We start from the raw sequence: 25,171 nt of genomic DNA, 5'->3' as shown, positions 1-25,171 counted from the left end.
ATCAGAAAAAGCTGTATTTAGATCCTTTCATGGATTTCTACAATAGTGAAATTCTATCTTATCGGATTTCTGAAAAACCAAACGCACTAGCCATAATGGAAGGATTAGAAGAAGCAATCCAGATGACAAATGATTGTCCATTTCGTAGAACCTTCCATTCAGATCAAGGATGGGCCTATCAAATGAATGCTTATAAGAATAAATTGAAGCAGCATAAAATCTTCCAGAGTATGTCTCGTAAAGGGAATTGTTTAGATAACTCACCTATGGAAAACTTCTTTGGTTTATTAAAGCAAGAGATTTTTCATGGAGAAGTCTATCGGAGTTTAGATGAATTGAAAACAAAAATTGACCAATATATCTATTATTACAACCATAAACGCATCAAAAAGAAATTAAATTGGCGAAGTCCGGTTCAGTTTCGAGAAGCTGTAAAAACAGCTGTCTAACAGTTAATCTTATCGTACAAAAAAGGAGTGGATTTCTCCACTCCATAAAAGTCTAACTTTTTGGGGTCACTACATGGCTTTCTTACTCGGTTCCTTTTTTATAAAACTTGATTCCGGCAACAATGACAAAAACGAACGCTCCCTAAATTTACCTAGCGAAACTTTTTATCCCATCAGATATACCGTTTTAGTATATTTTTAAATATTGAAGGTAATTATTAACACACCCAACTCAGAACATGCTACACTATTTAAAAAGGAGGAGTTCCTATGGAAAAGAAATCGCAGCTTCCGTGGTACAAGCGCAAAAAGTTCTACCTTCCAGTTGCCGTCGTCCTCGGCGTGATTGGGGTTCTTCCCAGTCTCGTCTCTCTTTTCGGGGTATCGATCGATGATGAATTCAATCCTGATTACTATTCTGATCCGAATGAACCAATGTTCAAGAAAAAACAAAACTGACTGTTGGGATGCCGTATGCAGGTTTTTTGACCAACAAAAAAAGAGCAATCACTCGCTGTTGTGTTTGCTCCTTTTTTAAAAGGGATTCGGCAGACCTACGCACCTTGACAGGGTAAGCTGTTTGGGGAGAGGGCGTTTGAATGCGCGAATGAACAGTAACTTATTACGTGAAACCACTTATACTTTTTTCCTGTTAAAAAATCAATTGCTAACCAATCACAAAGGATCGATTATTTGAAGAAAGAAAAAACGTTAGCCATTAGTTCTACAACTTCCCAGGGAAAACTAAAAAAATCAAACATCCATTTCTCCTCCTTTAATTGACTTTCTTCAAGTTTACCCGCAAAATAAAGCTGTAACATATTTGGACTATTTTTCCGTCCACTTTTTTTAGGAGGGATTTTTTGAAGGCCAATGACTTGTTAAAAGAGTTACGAACGGAACGAAATATCTCACAGCGAAAATTGGTTGAGAACATTTCAGAACGCAGTACACTGGCAACCTTTGAACAAAAAGGGCACCGCATCGCCTTTGATATTTTGCACCAGTATTTGGACCGCTTAAATGTCACTTTGGAGGAATTTGAGTATCGCTTGGATGACAATCAAGTCAGCGAGAAAAAGCAGCTATCCAAACAGTTGACCACCGCTTACTATGAAAGCAAGTATTCTGAAGTCCTCTCTTTGATCAACAAAGCCCAAGCGCTGTATAAAACCACGAAGGATTTCTTCTATTATGTCCTGTATAGTCAATTCTTTTTGATTTTAGAGAAAAAAGGCGTGGTTACCGACGAGGAAGAACGTTGCATCATCGAAGCGACCATCAAGAAATACTTGGAACGCATCGACACGTGGGGAAAGTTTGAAATCTCCTTATTTACCAATCTGCTTTTCCTTTTTTCTGACGAGTACATCTTGTATCAAATGAAACACCTGAATAAAAAAATTTTTTACAGCAATACGCTAAGTATCAATTATCAAATCTACACAAAATTGCTGACGAATGCGGCTTTCTTGTTTATCGATCGCAAAAAACCTGCCGAGTTGGCGCATGTGCTGACGTATCTAGCCGATCACCTGCCGCCGGACAATGATCGTATCCGCTTGATGATTCGTTATTTCGAAGGCATCTACGCCTTGTTTCAAGGAGATCGTACGCTGGGAATGTCCACGATTGAAAAAGCATTGGACTATCTGCGATTTATTGGGCAAGAAGCCTTTGCCAAAGAATTAGAGGCACTGGCTCAGAGTATCTAAAAAAACCTGCTGCTTCCTCTCAGTAAGAGAACGACTCTCTTACACGGAGGAAACAGCAGGTTTATTTTTTTCTTAAAGTAAATGCAATGCTTCTTTCCAGAGCAAGACCCGTTTGACGGAAGCATTCAAATCAGCTTCTAAATAGCGGCCATCTTCAACCGCTTGTACCACAAAAGGAATCTGTTCTTGATAGGTAGAGGAGATCACTAGATCATTTCCCGCCTGCAACGCCTGTAATGCGGCTTCTTTTTGCGGAATGAACTCAGAAAGTCCTGCCATATCCAAATCATCCGTCATGATGACCCCTTTAAAATGCAATTCATTTCGCAGCAGCTCATGCACGGGTTTTGAAATAGAGGCGGGTACGGTCTTATCGATACTATTGACGATCGTATGGGCGACCAAAATACTATCGGCACCAGCTTTGATCCCTGCGGCAAAAGGCAGAAAATCCGTTTCCCGCAGTGCAGATAGCGGGCGATCATCGGTGACGATTTCGACATGCGAGTCACGATTGTTGCCATAGCCAGGAAAATGCTTCAAGGTAGACCCAACGTGGTGTTTCTGTAAAACATGAACCACACGTTCTACAAACGCACTCGTGCCCTGCGCATCCATGCCAATGGTTCGGTCGTAGATAAAGGACTGCGGATCAGTGGAAACATCGGCAACGGGAAACAGCCCAGCATTGATGCCATAAGCTTTTAAAATTTCCGCTTTCTTTGCTGTATCTTCTTCGATCGCTGACCATCCACCTTGGGCATACAGCTGTTGTGGTGAGAGAAAACGCTGATCCGTAAGGTTCGGATTGCGGCTGATGCGAGTCACTGTGCCCCCTTCTTCATCCATACCGATCAACAGCGGAATGGCGCTGGCGGCTTGGTAATCTGAAATTTTCTGTTTCAAGCGCTCCGCCGTTTCATTTTCGGTATCACGGCCGAATAACAGATAGCCACCAAAGTGATACTTTTGAAGCTCTTCGATTTGATTGCTTTCTGGCACACGCACAAAAAACAATTGCCCGACCTTTTCCTCTAAACTCATCGTGGCGATTTTTTCTGCTATTGCCTCTTCTGGCTGTTCTTGCGTGGAAGTTGAAACAGAAGTTGACGTGGAAACTGAGGTGGTTTCCTGACTTTCCCTGCTTTCTTCCTGTGTTTCGTCCCTCAAGCTGCTTTGCTGGATCATGGCTGGCTCTTCAGTTTGCTGTTTTTGCTGTTCTATCATCCACTTCATCCCTCCCATTGCTGCTAAGACCAAGAAAAGAAACAGTCCCATAGCGAGTCCTTTTTTATTCATAGGTTCCCCTTCCCCTCTAAACAAGTTATTGAGAATGATTAAGCCAATCCTTAGAAAGAAAAAAGTGAACCACTGACGAAATATTCGCAGATGATTCACTTCAATGGATGTTATCGTTCTTTTTTACTCGTTAAACGAACCGTCGGATCAGCCGTTTGTATGGTACCGCACGCCCTACGATGTAAATCAACGCAGTTTGTATCGGGAACATGATGACTGCTTTTAGCAAGCGGACCGACCAGATCGCCCAGCTTGTCAAAGGAATATTCAGCATCATAGCTAACCAGATCGGTGTTAAGATCAAGGTTATTAAAAGTGTATTTAACAAGACGACCATCGCCGCTCGTTTTAATGTGACTTCTTTCCGATAAAAGAAGTAGCCATAAATCAGTCCACCAACGAAGGCATTGATGGTAAAGCCGAAAAAGTAGGCTGATTTTGGAAAAATCACCATTCCTGCGATATCGGCTAATGAGGAGCCAACTGCTGTCCAAAACGGACCAAACAGCATACCCATGATCAGCTGTGGTACAAAGGAAAATGTGATTTTGATATAGGAGGTTTCAAACCCCAAGATTTGCGACAAGACCACCATTAAGGCAATCAAAAGTCCCATGACCGCAATCATGTGTGCATCGACTTTTCTTTTCATAGCGAGCATCTCCTTTTAGAGTTGCTACAAATTCATGCAGCGAATGCGAAAATAAAACCGCGAACGAATGATCGTTCTTCGTCCGAAAGGCAACATCCCATCCTTTCAGCACTTGACGCTTTATTTCCTACTCTGATTTTTTTTAGGTATTGCTACCCAGACACACTATAGCATACAAGCGCGGACTGCTACAATTTTTCTTGCTTATTTTCTTGTACAAAATCTGCCAATGTTCGCTTTTCTTTTTTTGTGCATCAATAAAACGCTTTTCTCATGTGAATCTTTCTACCACCAGTAAGTGAGCAGGAAACATTCTCAAAAAAAAGCGTTCATTCCTGTTTCTTGTTTCCTTTCAAGCCTTATGACAATTTACCCAATCAGATTGTCATTGATCAATACCGATTTGATGTCGCGTAATTGATGATCGATAGCAAGCTGTTCATGGGTCATTGTTGCGGTAACCTCTTTCATGGCATGCATTTCTTCATTCAATTCGTTGATATTCGTTACTAATTTGTTCAATGCTTCAATAATCAATTGATTGTTATCCATGGTGAAACACTCCTTTTTGTAATGGTTGAGGTTAGTCTTCTTCGTTGATTGGCTGCTTCATCGTACCAACGGCGGCAACTGCGCGTTTCGTTTTATAAAACAATTTGTATAAAACAAGAACGACGACTGGGATCAGTCCGCATAAGGTGTAGATTTGCGAATAATCAAACAGACCGTGTAAGCTTCCTAGTGCATAGGGACCTACGCCTAAGCCGAGATCCAGCCCGATGAAATAAGTGGAGAGCGCTACGCCAACTCGGTGAGGATCGACTTCTTTCAGACAGACGGCTTGGCCATTGGACATGAAGGTGCCATAGCCCAAGCCGACAAAGCAACCCGCAAGCAACAACATCCAGCTGTTGCCAGTAATACTCAATAAGAAAAGACCAAGGGTCAAGAATAGAAAGCTAGGATACATGACCGCATCTGCGCCATGACGGTCAAACAGTTTGCCCGTCATTGGCCGTGTGAAGGTCACAGAAAGTGCATAGACGATGAAGAAAAAGGCACCGGCCGTTTCCAACCCAAGGTCACTGGCGTAGATCGACAAGAAGCCGAGAACGCTGGAATAAGCCAACCCGATCAAAAAGGCAATCCCAGAAATGAAAAAGACTTTTGGTTCGACAAAACTTTTGATGGACCATTTTTGCAGCTGTGCTTTGTGTTCTTCCGTCAATGGGATGTTTTTGACCGGGAACCAGAAACAAGCGATGGCTGTTGCGATCGATAAAATAGTTGCTAACCAAATAATGAAATCAAAGCCGACTGTCGGTAGTAAAAGCATACCAATAAAAGGTCCGACCGCCGCTGCTAAACTAGTACTTAATCCATAGTAATTGATCCCTTCGCCATGTTTGGAAGCTGGGATATAAGCGGTGACGATCGCATTAGCCGCAGTCGAGACGGCACCATAAGCAAAGCCATTGAAAAAGCGCACCGCATCTAAAATATAAATGTTGACTGAGACCAAATAAGCAGCGGTGGTAATGACATAAAACACTATCCCCCAGCGCAAAACGGCTTTACGACCAACTAATTCTAAAATTTTCCCAACATACAAGCGAGCGATCAAGGTCCCGATAATGTAGATCCCCGCTGCCAAGCCAGCTTGTGCAGTGGATGCCCCTAACTCCTGCGTGGCAAATTTCGCGGTGATGACGACAAAACAATAATACACGAGAAAGACGATAAAATTGATCAAGGTAATCGTGACAAACCCTTTGTTCCAAAGTTTTTCATTTTTAGTTGACGGCAACGAGCTGACGACTCCTTCTTGATTGGTTTCCCTATCTGACATGTTTCTTCCATTCCTCCTGTTTGTGCTGTGATGCGTTTTACTATACCGAAACTTCCTCTACTTGAAATGCGCTTTTGCTGTTAAAAAAGAGCATTAACAAGAAACATTAACATTTGTTATTGCTTTTTCACCAGAAATGTCTTTTAATGAAGCATGAATAGAGGAAATTTCAGATTTTTTTCAGAAAATGTTGGGTTGGCATGAAGTGAAGGAGTAACGTGGGTGGAGAAACAGATATTACGTGATTATTTAGAAAAACAAGCAATACCGGTCGTTATCCGTAAGAAAAAGAGTTACTTGACATATGAAGGCATCCCGGATCGCTACGTCTATATTTTAAAAAAAGGCATCATCAAAACTAGCGTAGTGACCCATGAAGGGCGCGAATTCAACTTGCGCTATTTGACGGATTTTGAGATCGTCTCTTTGTTTAAAGACGAATCCTCTCAAGAAGTCGAAGCCCCTTTTAATGTGCGGGTTGAATCAGAAGAAGCCGAATTATACAAAATTGTGCGGGATCAATTTTGGGCAGATGTCAATCGTGATCGCCTGCTGCAGGATTATGTCAAAGAGTATTATCGAAGAAACTTGATGGATACGATGAAAAAGATGCAGCAAATGCTGATGAACGGCAAATTTGGTGCTGTCTGTACCCAAATCAATGAGCTGTATGAAACGTTCGGAATCAAGACAACAGATGGTGTCTTGATTGACTTTGAAGTCACCAATGAGGAGATCGCTCGCTTTTGCGGCATTACCTCTGCCAGCAGTGTCAATCGAATGATGCAAAAATTACGAGAATCTGGCGCCCTAAAAAGTGTCGATCGCAAACTATTAGTGACAGATATCGACTTTATTCGGGAGAATATTATTTATTGATCAAAAAAAGACTTTGTACGCCTATTGATTTCAGGCACACAAAGTCTTTTTCGATTAAATAAACGTCACCGTTTCCGTCACTTCGATCGCTGGATCTAATGATTGGATCACGGGGCAATTTGGTGAAACGAGTTTTAGGCAACGGGTCGCTTTGTCATGGTCGGCTTCAGCGATTTTCGCATAAAACTGAATGTGGATGGCACTGACTGGTTGGGCTTTTTTGTTGTCGTCTCGGTCATAGCTGACTTCGATCTTTTCGATTTCTGCTGTGATTTTTGAATTCTCTAGGACAGATGCGTATACATAGCCGCCGCAAGCAGCGACCGCACTCACCAGCATTTGGACTGGCGAATAGCCTTTTTCCCGTGCTAACACCCAATTGCCAGTTGGGGTCGTCATTTCAAGTTTGTCGCTTCCTTGATGGATCGTCAATGTTTCTACTGTCATCGTTTTTCTCTCCTCACAAAATGGTCTGGTTCAACTTCGACCCATTCATACAATGGTGTCAAAGTAATCGTGCTTTGAATTTCCGTTTGTTCCATCGCACCTCTTGCTAACACAGGATCAGCGATCGGCGCTGCTGCTAATAATTTCTTCGTGTAAGGATGCAGCGGATTGTCAAACAAACGGTCGGTAGGTGCCAATTCAACTAATTTCCCTTGATACATGACGGCTGTTCGGTCACTGATATGACGAATCACGGACAAGTCATGGGAAATGAACAAATAAGACAACGAAAACTCTTTTTGCAGACGCAGCAGCAATTGGATGATCTGAGCCTGAATGGAGACATCTAATGCCGAAGTCGGTTCATCACACAAGACGAACGCCGGGCGATTGACCACCGCACGAGCGATGCCGATCCGTTGTCGTTGTCCGCCGCTGAAACTGCGGGGCAGTTTATGGACATCATCACCCGTGATCCCGACGATCGCTAAGATTTCTTTGGCTTTCGCTCGGGCAGCATCTTTCGTTTCATGATACAACGGCTCCATCACCAGTTCAAGTGCCGTCATGCGGGGATTCAATGATGAATACGGATCTTGGAAAATGATCTGCATTTGCTGATACGCTGCTTTGCGATCTTCTGCCGTCAATGCTGTTAGCTCTTTGCCTTCGAAGAAAATCTCCCCGCTTGTTAAGGTCTCTAAATTTAAAATACTGCGTCCTAAAGTGGTTTTCCCACTCCCAGATTCCCCTACTAGCCCCAATGTCTCGCCCCGATGGATCGTTAGGCTGACATCTTCGACCGCTCGGACTTCACTGACAGTGCCGCGCCAGTTTTTGCTGCGAAAGGTTTTCGTCGCATGTTCTACGCGAATCAGTTCTTCCATTATTCTGTCACCTCCTGATTGCGCCAAACGCGATGGGTCTTAGATAACTGCGTTTCTTGCAACTCATCTGCCAATGTCTCATGATAGTCAAAGACTTTTAATTCGGCATGCTTGTCGCCTAAATGGGCCGCCTGCAATAATTGTTTCGTATAAGGATGCGCAGGTTGATAAAAGATTTCTTCTGTGGTGCCTTCTTCCACGACTCGACCTTGATACATCACTTTAATAAAGTCGCACATTCCTGCAACGACCCCAAAGTCATGGGTCACAAGGACGACGGAAAGCTGGTTCTCTCTTTGCAGGTTTTTGATCAATGCCAAAATCTGTGCTTGGATCGTCACATCTAAAGCCGTCGTCGGTTCATCTGCGATCAGTAATTTCGGTTGCGCCAATAAAGCCATGGCGATCATCACCCGCTGACGCATCCCTCCTGATAGCTCGTGGGGATATTGTTTCATACGTTGTGCTGGAAAAGGTATGCCGACTTTTTCTAACTCTTTGACGGCGATTTCTTGAGCTGCTTTTTTCGATACGTTTTGTGAGCGGCGAATCACTTCGATCAAATGATAGCCAATCGTACGCAAAGGATTCAACGAAGTCATCGGGTCTTGAAAAATCATGGCGATCGGTAATGTTCGACGATCGGTCACTGCTGCTCCTTCAAATGTATAACTGGCATAGTGATCGGTCACCTTATCAGGCAAAAGATCCATGACACTTTTCATGGTCATACTTTTGCCACTACCAGATTCGCCGACGATCCCAACCACTTTGCCTTTTGGAATCACTAGATCCAGCTTTTTGACTAACGGTTTCGGACCGGTTTTGCTGTGAAACGTCACATTCAACGCTTCGATCGCTAACAATTCTGTCTTCATCGGTCACACCTCCCTTTGCAAGACATGTTTGATCATGTCGCCGATGTTGTTGAAGGAATAGATGGTGAAAATAACAAAGAGCCCTGGAAGGATCGCCATGTATGGTGCCCGCTGCAAGCTGTTTTGCGCATTTTGCAACAGACTGCCCCACGAAGCCATCGGCTGCTGAATGCCTAATCCGAGGAAGCTCAACGCTGATTCGGTCATGATCGCTCCAGAAATACTTGCGGATGCCGCAACGATCAAGGTTGGCAGTACTGCTGGGAAAACATGCTTCACGATAATACTGAATGAAGAACGACCGATAAATTTCCCGTAAGCAACATACTCCCGTTCTTTCGCTGCTAACGTTTCACCACGAATCAAACGAGCGATGTTCATCCATGAAAACCCGCCGATCACAATAATGATCGTGGTTAGTCCAGGACGTAAAAAGACGCTCAAAACGATCACTAACACCAGCCAAGGAATTGATGACAACACATCGACGAGCCGCATCAGCAAGTTATCGATCCATCCGCCAAAGTAGCCAGAAACAAGACCGACAAGGGTCCCGATAAACGTCGCAGTGATCATTGCCAACACACCTACAAACAAGGACACCCGACCGCCGTAGACGACCCGAATAAAGTAATCCCGGCCCACTTCATCGGTCCCAAACAAATGAGCCCAGCTCGGTGGCTGTGACATGTTACTGACATCCGTTGCATTGGGATCGATCGGGATCAAAGGCGCAACGAGCGATAACACGATCAATAACGTCAAGAAAACGACAGAAAAAGTATAGATGGGCGAAGCAAGCATGACTTCACTGATTTTTTTGAAACGTTTCATTACTTGCTCCCTCCTTTACGGATACGTGGATCAACCACGGAATATAATACATCCGCTAACAAATTCCCTAAGATGACCAGTGTTGCTGACAGCAGCATGATCGCCATGATCACAGGATAATCGAGGCTTTTCGTTGCACTCATCAAGTAAGGTCCGACGCCCGGCCAGCCGTAGATCGTTTCTGTGATGATCGCACCGGTAACTAACATCGGTAACGCCAAGCCGATTTGGGTGACAACGGGAATCAAAATATTGCGACTGATGTGACGGCTGAAAATCTGCCATTTGCTGGCATGAAATGCCCGTTGCACCATCACGTAGTCTTCTGATACTTGCTGAGTCGCTGATGCCCGAATATACCTTGTCAAATCTGGGAAGAAGGCGACAGTCAATGTGATATAAGGCAAAATAAAGTGCTGCAGAAAATCGCCAAAATCCCCTTCTTTGCCGACTGTATACATGCCAATGATTGGGAACATATTCAATAAGTAACCAAATACATAAATCAAGATCATCGCAAACCAGAAGGTCGGCACGGCGATCCCTAGAGATGCCACAGCGTCAATGATCCGATCCCAAATCTTTCCTTTGTTGGCAGCGGCTAACAGACCCAAAATGATCGCCAGCAATAAAGCCGTCAAATATGCAGGGATCACTAGCCGCATCGTATTCGGGATCCGAGTCGCAAGTTCTTGTGAAATGCTGCTTTGAGAAACCAACGAAAAGCCAAGATTACCAGTAAGAACATTTCTGATCCAAAGAAAATATTGAACCAAAAAGGGTTGATCCAAGCCATAGCGCTGCCGCAACAGATCGATTTGCTCTTGTGACATATTCGGTGTCGTGATGGAATCGATCACATCATACGGGGCGATATGTATTAGTGAAAATACGATAAAAGAGATCACAAATAGCAAAGGGATTGCTTGCAATACTCGTTTTGCAATATATCGAAACATAATTGACCTTCTTTCTTTTTCATAGAAAAAAGCTGTGATAAAAAAGATTCCTCTTTATCACAGCCAATGGATTTACTTGATTGTCAATTTAGACATATCTTCGAATGTATAGATTGGGATCAATCCTGCATCTTCTACATTACCAATTCGGTTATTGACCGCTAAGATTTTCTTGTTGTCAACGATTGGGTAAATGATCGCTTCGTCAGCAATGGCTTTTTGCAGATCATCGTACAATGCTTCACGCTTGTCTGTGTCCAATTCAACTGCTGCTTGCGCAAACAAATTGTCAATGGTTTCGCTATTGCTTTGGAAGTAGTTGGCACTGCCGCCAGTTTCGAATAAACTGCCGTATAAGTCAGGGTCATTCCCCATGATATACCCGCCAAGGAACAGGTTGTATTTCGTTGAATCAGGTTTTTTCAACTCAGTGAAGATCGCAGTACCATCGCCCCCTTCAAGGGTAACTGTAATGCCTGCTTGTTGCAATTGTTGTTGGATCAACGTAGCTTGGATCGTTTGAGCTGGGTCAGTTGAGTTAAACGCCAAGTTCAATGACAAATCAGTGACACCTGCTTCTTGTAAAAGCTCTTTTGCTTTTTCAGCATTTGTTTCATATTTCTCGACATCTTCGGTAACGTATGGATTGTTCGGTGGTAAGAATGAATACGGTGTTGCATAATAGTCTTCATCTAAATACGCTGCTTGATTTAATTCATCTTTGTTCAAAGCATACAAGACTGCTTGACGAACCTTCACATCTTGTAATGCATCTGAATGAGTATTTAAGCCTAAGTATCCGATGCGGTTTTCTGTATAGGGATAAACAGAAATTTGCGTATCATCTAAGTCTTCAATATCTGAAGGCAAAACAACGGCTGCGTCAACTTCCCCTTTTTGCAAAGCAACTTTGGCCGTATCAGTACTTTCAATGATCCGCAAGGTCACGTTTTGAATCGAAGGCTTGCCGCCATAATAGTTTTCATTGGCTTCAAAAGTAAAGTACTCACCACGTTTGTATTCTTTCAATTGATATGGACCCGTACCAACTGGTTTTTCAGGCAGTTCACTGACCGAAAAGTCGCTAACATCTTTAAAGATGTGCTCTGGAATGATGTATGTTTCGGTTGCGATATTGCTGATTGCTGCTGCACTCGGTGTTGGCAACACAAATTTCACGGTGTATTCATCCACTTTTTCGATCGCGATCGGCTGGTCGTCGACCCAAAGCGAATCGGCATTGCCGTTTTCTTTTTTGACTTTTTGTTCATACGTGAAAACAACGTCATCGGCAGTAAAATCTTCGCCATCTGACCATTTGACATCTTGTTTCAAATGCACGGTCAATGAAAGGCCGTCTTCCGCCGGTTCCACTGATTCCGCTAACGCATTTTGTGTTGTTCCATCTGCTTCCACTGTAACGAGTGGAGAATAGATCATGTTTGTCACTGTCAAGCCCCAGCGATCACTGGTGTTGATCGGGTTGGTGGACGATGGGTCCCCGCTGATGGCATAAGTGAATGTTGCATCATCGCCAGTACCAGCTGCACTGCTGGTTGCCGTTTCCTCTGTATTTGATCCACCGCAGGCTGCTAGAACGAATCCTAGTCCGACGACGGCAACACTTGCTAAACCTTTTTTCCAATTGATCATTTTTCCATCCTACTTCCTGTTCCTATATAATTATAGTAGATTTTTTGCTTTTTATTCCCAAACAGGGATACTTGATTTCTTGGTAACTTCGTCAATAATTGCTTTTACTTCATCGGTCTGGTAATACGCTACGACCGTTTGGTACACATCATTTTCTGCTTCGTCTGCTCGCGCAGCAATGACATTATAATAGGGCGTGGAGGAGTCAGCCACAGTTTCTAAGAAAATCGCATCTTCTGTAGGAACCAAGCCAGCATCGACTGCCATGCCGTTGTTGATCAAAGAGATGTCGACATCGGTCATTGCCCGAGCCGTTTGATTGGAATCAAGCAGCTCAAATTTCAAGGCTTTGGGATTCTCAGTGACATCACTGGTTGTTGGCAGTAACCCTTTTGATTCATCCAAACTGATCAAACCGGCCGTTTGTAAGAGTAATAGTGCGCGGCTTTCATTTGACACATCATTGGGTAAAGCCACCGTAGCACCATCTGCCAATTCGCTGACATCAGTGATTTTATCGGAATAAATACCAAGTGGGTTTAATGTCGTATACGCAATCGTCGTGTTGGAATAACCACTTTCTTCGTTGACATTATCCATAAAAATTTCCGTCAATGCTGCGTGAAGATCGATTGACCCATCCTCTAGTGCGACGATTGGTTGGCGATAATCGGTGAACTTCACCAGTTGCAAGTCGATATTTTCGTTTTCCTTCAATTCTTCCTGCACATGTTCCCAGGCTTCATTTTGTTCGCCAACGACACCTAATTTGACGACGGTCGTTTCTTCATCCGCTTGGTTGGTGCCACAGGCAGCCAAGCTAAACAAGGCAAGCAGCCCAATCACTCCTGTCGTCAACACATTTACTACATTTCTTTTCATCCCTTTTTTCCCCTTTTGTTCCCTCCTCAGATCAATCGTCCTATTTCCTTGTCGAATGGCCCAACTAGACCAATTTCCCCTCTGTTTCTCAAAACAACCTACTTTTTCAAAGGAGAAATGGTTAATCCCTGTTGCCGTCAACCGAAAACATCGGACTCACTATTCATATGTAGTGTAACTTTATCCTATACAACTAAAACTGTCAATAAAATTACTCTACAAAAGTAAGTTTTTCACTAGCTGATCTGTGGTTGGGTTATTTGAATATCTTCAGTGCATTTTCTAAGTCATCGATCAAATCTTTACTGCTTTCGATCCCAATGGAGATCCGTAAAAAATCCGGCGTCAATCCATAAGATTCTCGTACCTCTTGAGGAATATCTGCGTGGGTCTGTGTCGTTGGATACGTGATGAGACTTTCCACACCACCCAGGCTTTCCGCAAAGGTAAAGACCTTTAATGCCGCTAAGAAGCCGCTGATTTTGGTTTCATCAAGCACCCGAATACTGATCATCGCCCCTGCATTTGGGTACAGCACCTCTTTGATCGCCGGATGGGCTCGTAAAAAGCGGCCAACTTCCTTGGCGTTGGCTTCTTGCCGTTCAAAGCGCAACGGCAGCGTCTTTAAACTTCGGATGAATAACCACGTATCAAAGCTGCTCAAGGTCGGGCCTGAAGTATTGGCTAAATAATTCAAGCGCTCCCCTACTTGCGCATCTTTGGCGATGACGACGCCAGCCAAAATATCATTGTGACCTGATAAGAACTTGGTGCCTGAATGGATCACTAGATCCGCGCCTTCTTCTAAGGGCAACTGCCGTAACGGCGTCAAAAAGGTATTATCTACGATCAGTAGCGCCCCATGGTCGTGAGCAAGTTTGGCGGTTTCAGCAATATCCGTCACGGTCATCAAAGGATTCGTTGGGGTCTCTAAAAAGACAGCCGTTACCTCGTCAGTTAGTTTTTCACTTAATTCTGTTACAGTGCTGAAGGTATCGAAGAATGCCCGTTGGCTTTTTTCCAATTCCGCAAAATAGCGAAAGCTACCGCCATACAAATCACGAGAAACCAAAAAGCGACTCCCGCTGGTAAATAAGTCAAAAATCAAAGCGATCGCACTCATGCCAGAGCTGGTCACTACTGCCCGAGCTCCTTTTTCTAATTCAGCAAGACCTGCTTCTAAGATATCACGGGTCGGGTTTTTGGTACGGGTATAATCATAGCCTGTACTTTGCCCTAACGCAGGATGAGCAAAGGTCGTGGAAAGATAGATCGGTGGGCTGATCGCCCCAGTTTGCTGATCCGAATGATTGCCTAATTGTGCCAGAAAAGTTGCTGTATCAATCGTCATGTCGTTCCTCCTTTTTGATTGCCTCGATCATGCGATCAAGGGCTTCTTGAATGATCGTCGGTGTTGTCGCAAGATTCAGACGAATCAAGCCCTGACCGTCTTGTGAAAACCATTCCCCATAGTCGACTGCCAGACCGGCAGTATCTTGGATCACGTGCTTGGTTCGTTCTTTGGCAATGACTTGCCGCAGATCGCCCCAGAGAAGATAGGTTCCTTCTAATGGCAGGAGCTCAATTTTGGGAAATGCTTCTTGCAGTTGCTGGCGGACCATTTGTTCATTGGCAGCAATCACCAAAAGCAGGTCCGCTAGCCATTGATCCCCCGATTCATACGCGGCTTTCGCAGCCACCAATCCCAAACGATTGACTTCCGTCTGCTTGTATTGTCGGCACCACTCCTCATAGGCTCTGCGCATCTCTAAATCAGGAATCCAAACATGAGAGAGCAATAATCCTGCTAAGTTGAAGGTTTTTGAGGGCGAATCCAGAACGATCAGCTTCTCAAAGCCGACCCCCTGTGCCACTGTCACGGCTGAAACAAATTGCTGCTCACCGAGTATCAGCTCACAATGGATCTCGTCGGCGATCACGACAACCTCATGTTTTTGGCAAATGGCCAATAACTGATGCAGTTCTTTCTCTTGCCAGACCCGCCCTACTGGATTGTGGGGGGAGCAGAGAATAAATAGTTTCACTTTTCCTTCAATGATTTTGCCTTCAAAAGCAGCAAAATCGATTTGATAAGAATTCCCCACCTTTTGTAAGGGTGCTTCTATCAAGCGCCTTTTCGTCTCTTTGATGCTGTCAAAAAAGGGATAATAGACGGGCGGCTGGATCAAGATGCCATCGTCTGGTTCTGTGAAACAATGAAGCAAATCAACCAAAGATTGGACGACCCCTGTGGAAAACGAGAGCCATTTTTCTTCGAATTTCGTCCCCCAGTGGCGATCTTGCCAAGCTTGATAGGCTAAAAAATAGCCTGAGGGGGGAATCGCATAGCCAAAGGTTCCTTGAACAACCAGTTGCTGCAAGGCTTCTTCCACTGCCTTTGGCGCAGCAAAATCCATATCAGCTACCCATAAAGGCAAAAGCTTTTCTCCTTGGAACCGTTGATCCACAAGATCCCATTTTAAAGAATCAGTGCCTTTTCGCTGTCTAGCATAGTGGGAGAGAAAATGCTCAATCGTCATTGATACTCACCCGACCTTCTGGCTCACTGCCAATTCGGTAACCTTCTTTCGTCGGCGTGACGGACAGGTCATAAGGCGTTCGCAAATAGGTTTCATTGATCCAATTGCTGAAAAACAAAGAGGCATGTCCCCGCCAACGGTTGGTAATCTTTCCGCCTAAACGGTCATAGGCAAAGTAATTTTTAGGCAATGCGGTAGCTAAGCCCCGTTCCATGTCTCGCAAGTACTCTTCATTCAAGGTCGTTGTGTGGTATTCAAAATGCCCTAGCAAGAAGGCATTTTTATGATCTTCTGATACGAAGATGGAAGGCCCTGTTTCAACACCCGCTGCCAAGATTTCTAAAGGCGTCTGGGCGAGCTGGCCTTCATCGATGCCAGTATAGCGCGAATGGGGCGTATAAAAGACGTCGTCAAAACCGCGAACGAGCGGATGAAAATGTGTGACTGCTTGTTCGAAGACACCGAACAATTTGCTTGGGTACAACACTTTGTCGATACCATAATGGTAATAAAGACCAGCTTGTGCCCCCCAACAAATATGCAGGACTGAAGTGCAATTCGTCTGGCTCCAATCCATGATCTCTTGCAGTTCTTGCCAATAATCAATGGCTTCAAAGGCCATTTTTTCAACAGGGGCACCAGTGATGATCAAGCCGTCGAATCGTTGGGACTGGATCACTGAGAATTCTTGATAGAACTTTTCCATGTGATCGACAGACGTGTTTTTACTTTCGTGGTACTTCATTTTCAATAAAGTTACTTCAATTTGCAGCGGACTTTGGGAAAGCAGGCGCAGCAATTGATTTTCTGTGGCGATCTTTTTCGGCATCAAATTGACGATTGCGATCTTCAAGGGACGAATCTCTTGTTTCGCCGCTTTATGCTGCAGTAAGGCAAAGACATTTTCTTTTTGCAGGACCGCTGCAGCGGGTAGTTCTTTGGGAATAATGATCGGCATTGCTTCAACTCCTTACAGTTAAATTTCTTGTTGAAGAGAAGGCGAATAGTTTCAGCTGTGAAAAACAAAAAAAGCCGCCCTTTTATCCTTACGGATAAAAGGGACGACTTGATGCGCGTTACCACCCTAATTCGTGCTATTCTCACAAATAACACCTCAACAGTACACTATGATACTTGGCGCTGTAACGGGCGCATGCCGTTTTGCTGGCGTGAACCAACAAAAAAACTCAGAGCTCATCTTCACTGATCACCGCATGTCTCCTTTTTCACCAACCGGAGTCTCTGTACCTTTGTTGATCTGCTACTCTTCTCTTCAACGTTTTCGATTTCTTTGTTTAATTTTAAAAAATTATAATTGTTTTTTCATTTACTGTCAACGGCAAGTTAGGGATTTTTCTTAGATTTCTTCTAAATATAAGTATTGCTGACCCATTTTTTCATAGATCGTTGCTAAGTCTTCTTTGCTGACTTCACGATCCTTATGCCCATAAGGGTCGTTGACATACATCGTATCACCATCGATACCTGTGATCACCACCGAATGGATCAATGCCGTCACAAGAATTTCGCCATTTTGGGTATTCCACTGAAAGAAATCAGCATCGGTCGGTACTTGTAATTCTAACGTCGCAATCATCCAAACTGGTTTCCCAGATTGTAGTACTTTGACGATCTCATCAAAGCTTTTGTCTCGTCCACTAATGACTTCGTATTGCTCTTTTACAATCCTTTCGGCGACATCGGTGATCGGTTCTACGTCAACCCCCATCGCGCTATCGCCGCCATAGATGTTTCCAACAAAGCCTTCTCGTGGATCTCCATGGTGATAATAATCCTCATAAAGCGGGACATACGCTAATTCTTCCGCCAATTGATTTTTATTGGTATCAAATCCGTAAAAATTCAAGAGCATCGATAAAGCCGTTACCTCACAGCCGTTCCCTAACGCCACTTCATCGAATTGATTTTCTAACGGAACATCCAATTGAATAACCTCACTGTATTCAGGCTCTGGTGTTTGTTCTTCATCCGAAAGTGCTAGTGTCAATTCATCCTCTATCTTTTCAAAGGGGGACTGCCCGTTCTTACTGTCATAAAAAATCAGCAGAAAGAAGAGCATCAAGACGAACATACCTAAAAGTAACCGTTTTAACTTTTTCTTCTTTATCTACTTCCTCCTCTTGTATATTATAACTTATTTCTGTTTATTATTTCACTATAATAAACTTTTTAGGAAGGAGTATTTTCTTAATCTAAACAAAAAAAAATAGACCCGTTTAAGCAGCGGGTCTATTCAAACTGGCGCTTATGCCACTTTCTTCTGTTTCTGAATAAAGCGTCCTTTTGCTTTCGAAAACGAACGAATATCAAATTGTTTGCTTAAGGCACCTGCAACAAAATAAGCCAAATTGAAATCGATCAAGCTATGGATCAAACCGCCGATCCCCATCAAAACGAACAAGAAATAGTAAAAATTACCATCGAATGCGGTCCCTGGTACATTTCCTGTGAAGTAAAAGGCGGCAACGACTGCCATTTCTACGGCAGAATGGATCAGTCCGATAATCAAGTTAAAGCTCTGAAATTTGATATTCAATAAAGAGGGTTTGCCATTTTTTAGTAAAATATCTGGGTGCTTCTGTAAATAAAAGGCACCGATGACGGCAAAAACAACATGGGACAATGCCCGTAAAGCAATGATTGGTGGCAGTGTTAAGAAAAAGCCAAAGGTCGTTCCTAAAGCTACCGCGATCGCCATCGCAGGTGAAAAGAACATCGCCACAAAGACGGGCACATGGCTAGCTAAGGTAAAAGATGCTGGTCCGATGACGATTTTGGGCATTACCATGGGAATGACGATCCCCATGCCGATCAACAATGCAGCGATCGTTAAATGGCGGATGGAATGATTTTTCATTTATACTCTCTCCTTCAATGTGTCATGACAGTTCTGTCTTGCTTATTCTACTGGTATTTCCACGAGGTGTCAAGACACAAAAAAACGAATGTTTATTCAACATCCGTTTTTATTGAAGTTATCCTTTACGCGCTTGCATTTCATTGCTTAATTTGGCAAATTCCGCTAACGACAGCGTTTCTCCACGTCGTTTCGGATCGATCCCACTTGCTTCTAAGCTGTCTGCCAACCACTGTTTGGTTGTTTCATCTTTTCCATAGCTATTTTGCAAATTGTTCCAAAGGGTTTTACGACGCAGTTGAAAGGCTGCTTTCGTTAATTTGAAAAACTCTTTTTCATCGGTGACTGCGACTGCTGGTTGTGATCGACGCGTCAATTTCAAAATAGCCGAATCAACATTCGGTTGGGGCACAAAAACGGTTTTCGGGACGATGAATGCCAGTTTTGCTTCCATGTAGTATTGCACAGCGATCGACAAAGAGCCATAGGCTTTAGTCCCGGGAACTGCTGAGATTCGATCTGCCACTTCTTTTTGCATCATCACGACCATTTCATCTACTTTTACCTGAGACTCTAAAAAGTGCATCATAATTGGCGTAGTGATGTAGTAGGGCAAATTTGCGACAACTTTTAATGAAGCAGCCGTATCGCTGAATGCTGACTGAATGGTCGTTGCCAGATCTGCTTGCAAGACATCTTGATGAATGATTTTCACATTTTGATATGGCTGCATTGTGTCGGCTAACACTGGGATCAACCGATCATCAATTTCAAACGCCAACACTTGCTTGGCATGTTTTGCCAACTGTTCGGTCAGCGCACCGATTCCAGGACCAACCTCAATGACGTTTGTCGTCTCGTCGATGCCTGCAGTTTCTACGATTTTCCGTAAAATATTCGGTTCTGTTAAGAAGTTTTGCCCTAAACTTTTTTTAAAGGTAAAGCCATGTTTCGCTAAAATCTCTTTGGTTCTTGAGGGGGTTGCTATATCCCGTTCTTCCTTCACAATTCTTCCTCCACTATTTTCATTGCTTCTGCCAACTCTGCATCGGTGATACGAAACATTGTCAGCCGCTTCTCTAATTGTTTGCCGTTCGTATAGCCGATGCGTAAAAGATCCCCCAACCGCTCTCGTTTCTCTTTCGCTCCAGCCCCTGCGATCAAGCCATACGCTAACAACTGTTGCCGATCAATGGTCCCCTCACTGACTTCATTTGAAGCAATCGGGGTTACGACTTTTCGCAAGGCTTCTTTCAACGCTTCATGGCTGGCGTGTTCCACGCCTAAACTGCCCTTGCTTTTCGGTGCTGCCTGGCTGCGCGGTAAAAAGGCATGCTTGGCATCAGGAACGACTTCCATAATGATTTTGCGGATCTTTTCTCCCGAAAAATCGGGATCGGTAAACACGATGACCCCTCGTGTCTCTTGGGCGTGCTCGATTTGATCAAGGATCGTGTCATCGATCGCCGAACCGATCGTCTCGATGGTATCTACATCGAACACTTCTTGCAATCGGCGGGTGTCGTCTTTGCCTTCGACGACAATGATTTCTTCGATTTTCGGTTTATTAGTCATTGATCCTAAACAAGCGATGGGCATTTTTTGTCGTGTAGGCCGCAACATCAGCCACCGCTTCTTGCCGCAGCTCCGCGATTTTATCCACTACATAATGAGTATAGCCCGGTTCATTGCGCTTGCCACGATAAGGAACAGGGGCTAAATACGGCGCGTCAGTCTCAACGAGTAGCCGATCTTGTGGCACGACTTGCGCAGCTTCTTGTACCTCCGTCGCCTTTTTGAAGGTCACGACACCACTAAAGGAAATATACATTCCTAGGTCCAAGAACTTTTTCGCCCATTCGCCGTCCCCACTAAAGCTGTGCATGATGCCGCCGATCGTTTGGACTTTTTCATCCTTTAAAATCGCATAGGTATCTTCTAAGGCTTCACGGGTATGAATACTGATAGGCAGCTGATGTTCACGGGCGATCGCCATTTGCCGACGAAAGACCTTTTCTTGAACTTCCTTCGGATCTTCCATCCAGTGATAGTCTAAACCGATTTCACCTAGGGCAACGACTTTTGGTTGTTCCAAGCGCTCTTGCAAATAGGTTTCCACTTGTGGGGTATAAGAACCAGCTTCGGTTGGATGCCAACCGATAATACTGTAAATGCCAGGATATTCTTTGCTTAATGCTAACGATTTTTCAATCGTTGGCTGATCGAAACCGACGACCGCCATCTCCGTTACTCCTAGTTCTTGCGCACGGGCGACCGTTTCGGGAATGTCTTCGTTAAACTGTTCTGCATTCAAATGTGTATGAGAATCAAAAATCATGAAATCTCCTCCTTAGTCCTTCTATACTCTAGCATATTTTGACGGTTTAAGAAACGAATCCTCTTCGCTTTTTTCAGCAGTTTAAGAAAACTTTCAGCAAGCAAAAAAAATCCGCCCAAAGTTGGAGGACGCCGAAGCTGATTTTCTCTATACTGAGGGTAACGAAATCGTATGGAGGTGGAAATATGGAACGATCAAAAATTGATCCCGGCCGCTTTTTTTCTGGCCAAAAAGCAGCCACGAAAGGCACGTTAAAACATCAATATCATTACTATCGGCAGCAAAATGCCCATCAAGCATTCAACAGCGATTTTCAGCGAAATTTCCAGCATGATTTCCCGAATTTTGCTACCTGGCTAAAATTGCAGCAACAGACACCACAAAAGAATCAAACAACGACTTTTTCTCACTGGTTATTGGTTGGTTTCTTCGGACTTTTGACAGCAGCAAGTTTTTCGCAACAGCTCTTATTCCTACTTTTTGTCTTTGTCTTAGCCGCTCTCGTCAAAGGACCTGGCATGATCGTATGGGGCATCGTGTATTCCTTCTTAGTTAGTCTGTTCCCGCCATTGGGTATCGTTCTTTCTGGCTTATTTTTCTTACTGACCCTGCGTCAATTAACCAAAAATGTCACTTTCGTTTTGACTGCATTGTACTTTTACGGCTATCCGTTTGTCATCACAGCCCTCCAACACTTTACGAATTGGAACCCGCAATGGCTGTGGGTCGGCAGTATCGGTTTTGCCTTGATCAGTGGCCATTTTGTCTTAAAGCAAAACTATCCCTTTGCTTCAAGTAAAAGTCTCGCATGGGCGATCATCTCCGTCCCTTATGATTGTGTCATGGCTTTGATCCCCGTCAAACACAAAGCACGCTTTAAACGTTTGGTGAAAATCAAATAATTGCGATCTAGGATACAAAAGATCGGCTATTGCCGCCCCTTTTGTATCTTTTTTTCATGGAAGAAACAAACGAAATACGATGGATATTTTTTGTTATTTTTGCTTTCGCATGATTGCTTTTTTTGTAAGAATCTACTATGCTAGAAACTAGCAAATCAAAAAAGGAGCCACGCCATGTACACCCTCATTCTTATTGCATTCCTCCTTACGGGCTTGCTAGTTTACTCCTTTATTATTGAACCGCATCTTCTCAAACAACGGCACTACCTCATAAAAAAAGACAAGCGCACCGTCTTAGATATTTCAAAGGCTTACGATCTTTATCAAGCAGAAAGCAATCTCGTGATCGCCCATATCAGCGACCTTCATTTTTCTCGTTGGTACAAACCACGGCGAATGAATCGCATCATTCGATCAACGATCCAAAATAAGCCGGATCTGATCATCATCACGGGGGATCTGATCGATAATTATAAAAAATGGCCGCATCGTTCAACCAAGCGACTGATCGAAAAGCTGAAAAAATTGCAAGCGCCTCTGGGTAAGATCGCAGTTATGGGGAACCATGACCATTTGAATGACGGGCATTACTTTGTTAAGGAAATATACCAGCATGCAGGGTTTACCTTACTTGATAATGAGTCGGTTTTTGGTTCTGATGACAAAACGTCGATGAATATTGTCGGTATCGATATAGAAAGTCCGAAAGTCAGTTTTACCTATGAAGCAACCTTAGCAGAATGGCAGTTGCTTTTGCTCCATGAACCCGATTATGTTTCTCGGATCACCAATCTGCCAAACTACGACTTGATTCTTTCTGGCCATAGCCATGGCGGGCAGATTCGCTTGCCTTTTTATTATGCGAAAACAAAGGGCGCGTTGAAATATACCGATGGGCTCTACCTTTTAGGCAATGAGACCTTATTAAGTGTTTCCAGCGGGGTTGGTATGACCAAGATTCCCGCCCGACTCGGTGTCCCACCTGAGATCCTTTATTACCATTTAGAACCGCAACAGCAATTGAACGTTTCTTAACTGTTCATCGGTGCAATTGGGAAAAAATCAGCGACTCGTTTCAGCAAACGTTCGATTCGCTGATTTTCTTTTTGCGCCTACCGTGTTAAAATATACTAAATAAACACTTTTCAACAATTAGGAGGAACCAAAAAATGCTCATCTCGGGAACGCTTTGGTTTTTGATCGCCTTCTTCGCTTATACAGCCTATGTATACGGTCAGGGGTTGTACTTTCCTGTCATCGCTTTTCTTGCTGCTTTGATGGGCTGCGGATTTTATCTCTTTGCTTTTCTCCAGCACAAAAATACGACGAAAAAACATCCTTAGCCAGAACGAGCTAAGGATGTTTTTTGCATTATTGATTCAAGCCCTGATAAATCGTATCGAGATTCCACTTCATCATGTTATAGTAGCTGTCGCCTTCTTCTCCCGGTTCTGCAATCGAATCGGTAAAGACGGTTCCGAATATCGGAATACCTGCATCACGAGAAACACTTTGCATCGGACGAGTATTGACGCTGCTTTCGACAAATAAGGAAGCGACGGCTGAGTTTTGCAGCTGATCCACTAAGTTCTTGATTTGCGCAGGGGTTCCTTCTTCTTCGGTATTGATTTCCCAGATATAGGCAGACGGTACACCGTAGGCTTTGGAGAAGTATTTGAAGGCTCCCTCACTGGTGACGATCAATTTCTTCTCTTCGGGAATCGATTGGAAGTTTTCCTTCGCTTGCTGATCCAGTTCTTCTAATGAAGCCAAGTAGCGTTCAAGGTTTTCTTCATAGAAAGAGCGATTGTCAGGGTCCTTTTCGCTCAAACGTTGAGCAATGTTGCGGGCATAGATCATACCGTTTTCTAGATTTAACCAGGCATGAGGATCGGCTTTGCTGTGGTCTTCATCATCAGAAAGATAAAGCACATCCACGCCATCACTGACGGCAAAGTAATCTTCATTTTCTACCTTATTGGCATTGTTCATCAATTTGGTAAACCAGCCATTGCCGCCAGTTTCTAGATTCAAGCCGTTGTAAAGGATAAGATCGGCATCGGTCGCTTTTCGAACATCTTCCACTAAAGGTTCATATTCATGGGGATCACGCCCCACTGGTACGATACTGTGAAGATCGATTCGATCACCGGCAATGTTTTCCGTAATATCAGCAATGATCGAATTGGTCGCTACTACTGAAAGTTTCCCTTCTGTTTGGGCCATCTGTCCGTTTTGTTGTGCCAAAAAGAAGCCACCAGCTACAGCTGCCGTTGCTAAAACCGCCGTCGCTGACCAGCGTTTGACTGGACTGGTCTTTTGTTTTGGTGAGAACAAGAAACCGATCACGAAAAAGGCTCCTGCGGTCAAAACGATACTTGATCCTGCGGCAATATTAAAGCTGTACCCGATAAACAAGCCGATAAATGAGGCGAAACCACCTAAAACCCCTGCGATGACCATCATATGCTTCAATTGTTTTGTATAAAGATAAGCCGTTGCTGCTGGAGTGACTAACAGAGCCACGATCAAGATCGTTCCGACGCTTTGCATCGCTGTCACTGAAACCAAAGTCAACAAGAACATCAATAAATAGTGATAGGCTTGCACTTTCATCCCAAAGGCCTTTGCCATCATCGGATCAAAAGACGTGATCAACAGTGGACGGAAGAAGAGGATGATCACTGCCAGCACAAGGATAGCGATAGCGATCGTCAGCCATTTGTCGCTGTCTTGCACCGCTAGCACATTCCCAAACAAAATGTGAAACAAATCAGTCGAACTATTTGCTACTCCAATCAAGATAACCCCTAAAGCTAGAAACGAACTAAAGGTGATACCGATCGCCGTATCGCTTTTGATCAGGCTGTTATTGGCGATATAGGTAATGATCATGGAAGCCAAGATCCCAAAGAAGATCGCCCCGACAAAAAAATGAACGCCGAAGATATAAGACAAGGCTACCCCTGGTAAGACCGCATGAGAGATTGCATCCCCCATCAAGGACATCCCTCGTAAGATAATAAAACAACCGATCACCCCTGCCACAATCCCGATCGCGACTGCCGTGATCAAGGCATTTTGCAAGAAATGATAGTTACTTAAACTCGTAAAAAAGCTTGTCAACATG

The 25,171-nt window shown here is 43.8% G+C and carries 27 protein-coding genes and 1 riboswitch; of the genes, 7 read left to right on the top strand and 20 right to left on the bottom strand.

Annotated features, from left to right (window positions below):
- The 3 genes from ECA1_RS04380 to ECA1_RS04370 all read left to right on the top strand — a co-directional run.
- Positions 1 to 449: IS3 family transposase (locus tag ECA1_RS04380; RefSeq protein ID WP_155642939.1), on the top strand; the 449-nt coding region annotated here is incomplete at its 5' end.
- A gap of 270 nt (positions 450 to 719) precedes the next feature.
- Positions 720 to 908, top strand: a complete 189-nt coding sequence (locus tag ECA1_RS04375; RefSeq protein WP_005225554.1) for a hypothetical protein — start codon at positions 720 to 722, stop codon at positions 906 to 908.
- A gap of 404 nt (positions 909 to 1,312) precedes the next feature.
- Entirely contained in the window at positions 1,313 to 2,164 is an 852-nt protein-coding gene (locus tag ECA1_RS04370; RefSeq protein WP_060791844.1) for an Rgg/GadR/MutR family transcriptional regulator, read from the top strand.
- Positions 2,165 to 2,236: 72 nt separating this feature from the next.
- On the opposite strand, the gene ECA1_RS04365 is transcribed toward ECA1_RS04370, so the two are convergent.
- The 4 genes from ECA1_RS04365 to ECA1_RS04350 form a co-directional block, all read right to left on the bottom strand.
- Positions 2,237 to 3,463: a glycoside hydrolase family 3 protein gene (locus ECA1_RS04365; RefSeq protein ID WP_060791843.1), complete on the bottom strand. Its 1,227-nt coding sequence runs from the start codon at positions 3,461 to 3,463 to the stop codon at positions 2,237 to 2,239.
- Positions 3,464 to 3,593: 130 nt separating this feature from the next.
- Positions 3,594 to 4,124: a folate family ECF transporter S component gene (locus ECA1_RS04360; RefSeq protein ID WP_005225551.1), complete on the bottom strand. Its 531-nt coding sequence runs from the start codon at positions 4,122 to 4,124 to the stop codon at positions 3,594 to 3,596.
- A gap of 26 nt (positions 4,125 to 4,150) precedes the next feature.
- Positions 4,151 to 4,252, bottom strand: a riboswitch (THF riboswitch).
- A 232-nt stretch (positions 4,253 to 4,484) separates the two neighbouring features.
- Positions 4,485 to 4,667, bottom strand: coding sequence for a hypothetical protein (locus tag ECA1_RS04355; protein ID WP_005225550.1), 183 nt, complete (start codon positions 4,665 to 4,667; stop codon positions 4,485 to 4,487).
- A 31-nt stretch (positions 4,668 to 4,698) separates the two neighbouring features.
- Positions 4,699 to 5,964, bottom strand: a complete 1,266-nt coding sequence (locus ECA1_RS04350; protein ID WP_060791842.1) for an MFS transporter — start codon at positions 5,962 to 5,964, stop codon at positions 4,699 to 4,701.
- Between the two features lie 222 nt (positions 5,965 to 6,186).
- On the opposite strand from ECA1_RS04350, the gene ECA1_RS04345 reads away from it, so the two are divergent.
- Complete coding sequence (locus tag ECA1_RS04345; RefSeq protein WP_015509334.1) at positions 6,187 to 6,843, top strand: Crp/Fnr family transcriptional regulator; 657 nt, start codon at positions 6,187 to 6,189, stop codon at positions 6,841 to 6,843.
- Positions 6,844 to 6,897: 54 nt separating this feature from the next.
- Here ECA1_RS04345 and ECA1_RS04340 read toward each other — a convergent pair whose 3' ends face one another.
- From ECA1_RS04340 to ECA1_RS04270, 15 genes are all read right to left on the bottom strand, one after another.
- Positions 6,898 to 7,290, bottom strand: a complete 393-nt coding sequence (locus ECA1_RS04340) for an OsmC family protein (protein ID WP_002307605.1) — start codon at positions 7,288 to 7,290, stop codon at positions 6,898 to 6,900.
- The gene (locus ECA1_RS04335; protein ID WP_002316738.1) at positions 7,287 to 8,177 is read right to left on the bottom strand and encodes an ATP-binding cassette domain-containing protein; all 891 of its coding nucleotides are present in this window, start codon (positions 8,175 to 8,177) and stop codon (positions 7,287 to 7,289) included. The genes ECA1_RS04340 and ECA1_RS04335 overlap by 4 nt, the downstream gene beginning before the upstream one ends.
- Positions 8,177 to 9,055, bottom strand: a complete 879-nt coding sequence (locus ECA1_RS04330) for an ABC transporter ATP-binding protein (protein WP_060791841.1) — start codon at positions 9,053 to 9,055, stop codon at positions 8,177 to 8,179. The genes ECA1_RS04335 and ECA1_RS04330 overlap by 1 nt, the downstream gene beginning before the upstream one ends.
- A 3-nt stretch (positions 9,056 to 9,058) precedes the next feature.
- Positions 9,059 to 9,889, bottom strand: a complete 831-nt coding sequence (locus ECA1_RS04325) for an ABC transporter permease (RefSeq protein WP_010747808.1) — start codon at positions 9,887 to 9,889, stop codon at positions 9,059 to 9,061.
- Positions 9,889 to 10,848 (bottom strand): ABC transporter permease, encoded by a 960-nt coding sequence (locus ECA1_RS04320; protein WP_002307597.1) that lies wholly within the window; start codon positions 10,846 to 10,848, stop codon positions 9,889 to 9,891. The genes ECA1_RS04325 and ECA1_RS04320 overlap by 1 nt, the downstream gene beginning before the upstream one ends.
- Before the next feature lie 72 nt (positions 10,849 to 10,920).
- A complete protein-coding gene (locus ECA1_RS04315; RefSeq protein WP_060791840.1) occupies positions 10,921 to 12,501 on the bottom strand; it encodes an ABC transporter substrate-binding protein in 1,581 nt (526 codons plus the stop codon).
- A 51-nt stretch (positions 12,502 to 12,552) separates the two neighbouring features.
- Positions 12,553 to 13,383 (bottom strand): MetQ/NlpA family ABC transporter substrate-binding protein, encoded by an 831-nt coding sequence (locus tag ECA1_RS04310; protein WP_060791839.1) that lies wholly within the window; start codon positions 13,381 to 13,383, stop codon positions 12,553 to 12,555.
- Positions 13,384 to 13,639: 256 nt separating this feature from the next.
- Positions 13,640 to 14,734 (bottom strand): aminotransferase class I/II-fold pyridoxal phosphate-dependent enzyme, encoded by a 1,095-nt coding sequence (locus ECA1_RS04305; RefSeq protein WP_060791838.1) that lies wholly within the window; start codon positions 14,732 to 14,734, stop codon positions 13,640 to 13,642.
- A complete protein-coding gene (locus ECA1_RS04300; protein ID WP_060791837.1) occupies positions 14,724 to 15,923 on the bottom strand; it encodes a MalY/PatB family protein in 1,200 nt (399 codons plus the stop codon). Before ECA1_RS04300 ends, ECA1_RS04305 begins: the two co-directional genes overlap by 11 nt.
- A complete protein-coding gene (locus ECA1_RS04295; protein WP_060791836.1) occupies positions 15,913 to 16,881 on the bottom strand; it encodes a homoserine O-succinyltransferase in 969 nt (322 codons plus the stop codon). Before ECA1_RS04295 ends, ECA1_RS04300 begins: the two co-directional genes overlap by 11 nt.
- 399 nt (positions 16,882 to 17,280) lie before the next feature.
- On the bottom strand, positions 17,281 to 18,051 hold the full coding sequence (locus ECA1_RS04290) for a C39 family peptidase (protein ID WP_060791835.1): 771 nt from the start codon (positions 18,049 to 18,051) through the stop codon (positions 17,281 to 17,283).
- A 138-nt stretch (positions 18,052 to 18,189) separates the two neighbouring features.
- Complete coding sequence (locus ECA1_RS04285; protein WP_060791834.1) at positions 18,190 to 18,801, bottom strand: hypothetical protein; 612 nt, start codon at positions 18,799 to 18,801, stop codon at positions 18,190 to 18,192.
- Positions 18,802 to 18,919: 118 nt separating this feature from the next.
- Positions 18,920 to 19,807 carry a 16S rRNA (adenine(1518)-N(6)/adenine(1519)-N(6))-dimethyltransferase RsmA gene (gene rsmA / locus ECA1_RS04280; protein ID WP_005225536.1) on the bottom strand — a complete coding sequence of 296 codons (888 nt, stop codon included), beginning with the start codon at positions 19,805 to 19,807 and terminating at the stop codon, positions 18,920 to 18,922.
- A complete protein-coding gene (rnmV, locus tag ECA1_RS04275; protein WP_016608225.1) occupies positions 19,804 to 20,376 on the bottom strand; it encodes a ribonuclease M5 in 573 nt (190 codons plus the stop codon). Before rnmV ends, rsmA begins: the two co-directional genes overlap by 4 nt.
- Entirely contained in the window at positions 20,369 to 21,139 is a 771-nt protein-coding gene (locus ECA1_RS04270) for a TatD family hydrolase (RefSeq protein ID WP_005225534.1), read from the bottom strand. Before ECA1_RS04270 ends, rnmV begins: the two co-directional genes overlap by 8 nt.
- Before the next feature lie 185 nt (positions 21,140 to 21,324).
- Here ECA1_RS04270 and ECA1_RS04265 point away from each other — a divergent pair, with 185 nt between their 5' ends.
- From ECA1_RS04265 to ECA1_RS17610, 3 genes are all read left to right on the top strand, one after another.
- On the top strand, positions 21,325 to 22,041 hold the full coding sequence (locus tag ECA1_RS04265) for a hypothetical protein (protein ID WP_060791833.1): 717 nt from the start codon (positions 21,325 to 21,327) through the stop codon (positions 22,039 to 22,041).
- Positions 22,042 to 22,215: 174 nt separating this feature from the next.
- On the top strand, positions 22,216 to 23,076 hold the full coding sequence (locus ECA1_RS04260; protein ID WP_015509322.1) for a metallophosphoesterase: 861 nt from the start codon (positions 22,216 to 22,218) through the stop codon (positions 23,074 to 23,076).
- A gap of 134 nt (positions 23,077 to 23,210) precedes the next feature.
- Positions 23,211 to 23,384, top strand: coding sequence for a hypothetical protein (locus tag ECA1_RS17610; RefSeq protein ID WP_010747796.1), 174 nt, complete (start codon positions 23,211 to 23,213; stop codon positions 23,382 to 23,384).
- Positions 23,385 to 23,412: 28 nt separating this feature from the next.
- Here ECA1_RS17610 and ECA1_RS17985 read toward each other — a convergent pair whose 3' ends face one another.
- Positions 23,413 to 25,170 (bottom strand): metal ABC transporter permease subunit, encoded by a 1,758-nt coding sequence (locus ECA1_RS17985; protein WP_005225531.1) that lies wholly within the window; start codon positions 25,168 to 25,170, stop codon positions 23,413 to 23,415.
- Position 25,171 lies beyond the last annotated feature (1 nt).

It is taken from the genome of Enterococcus casseliflavus NBRC 100478 (assembly GCF_001544095.1).
GTDB lineage: Bacteria > Bacillota > Bacilli > Lactobacillales > Enterococcaceae > Enterococcus_D > Enterococcus_D casseliflavus.
This window is presented reverse-complemented; position numbering and strand designations above follow the sequence as displayed.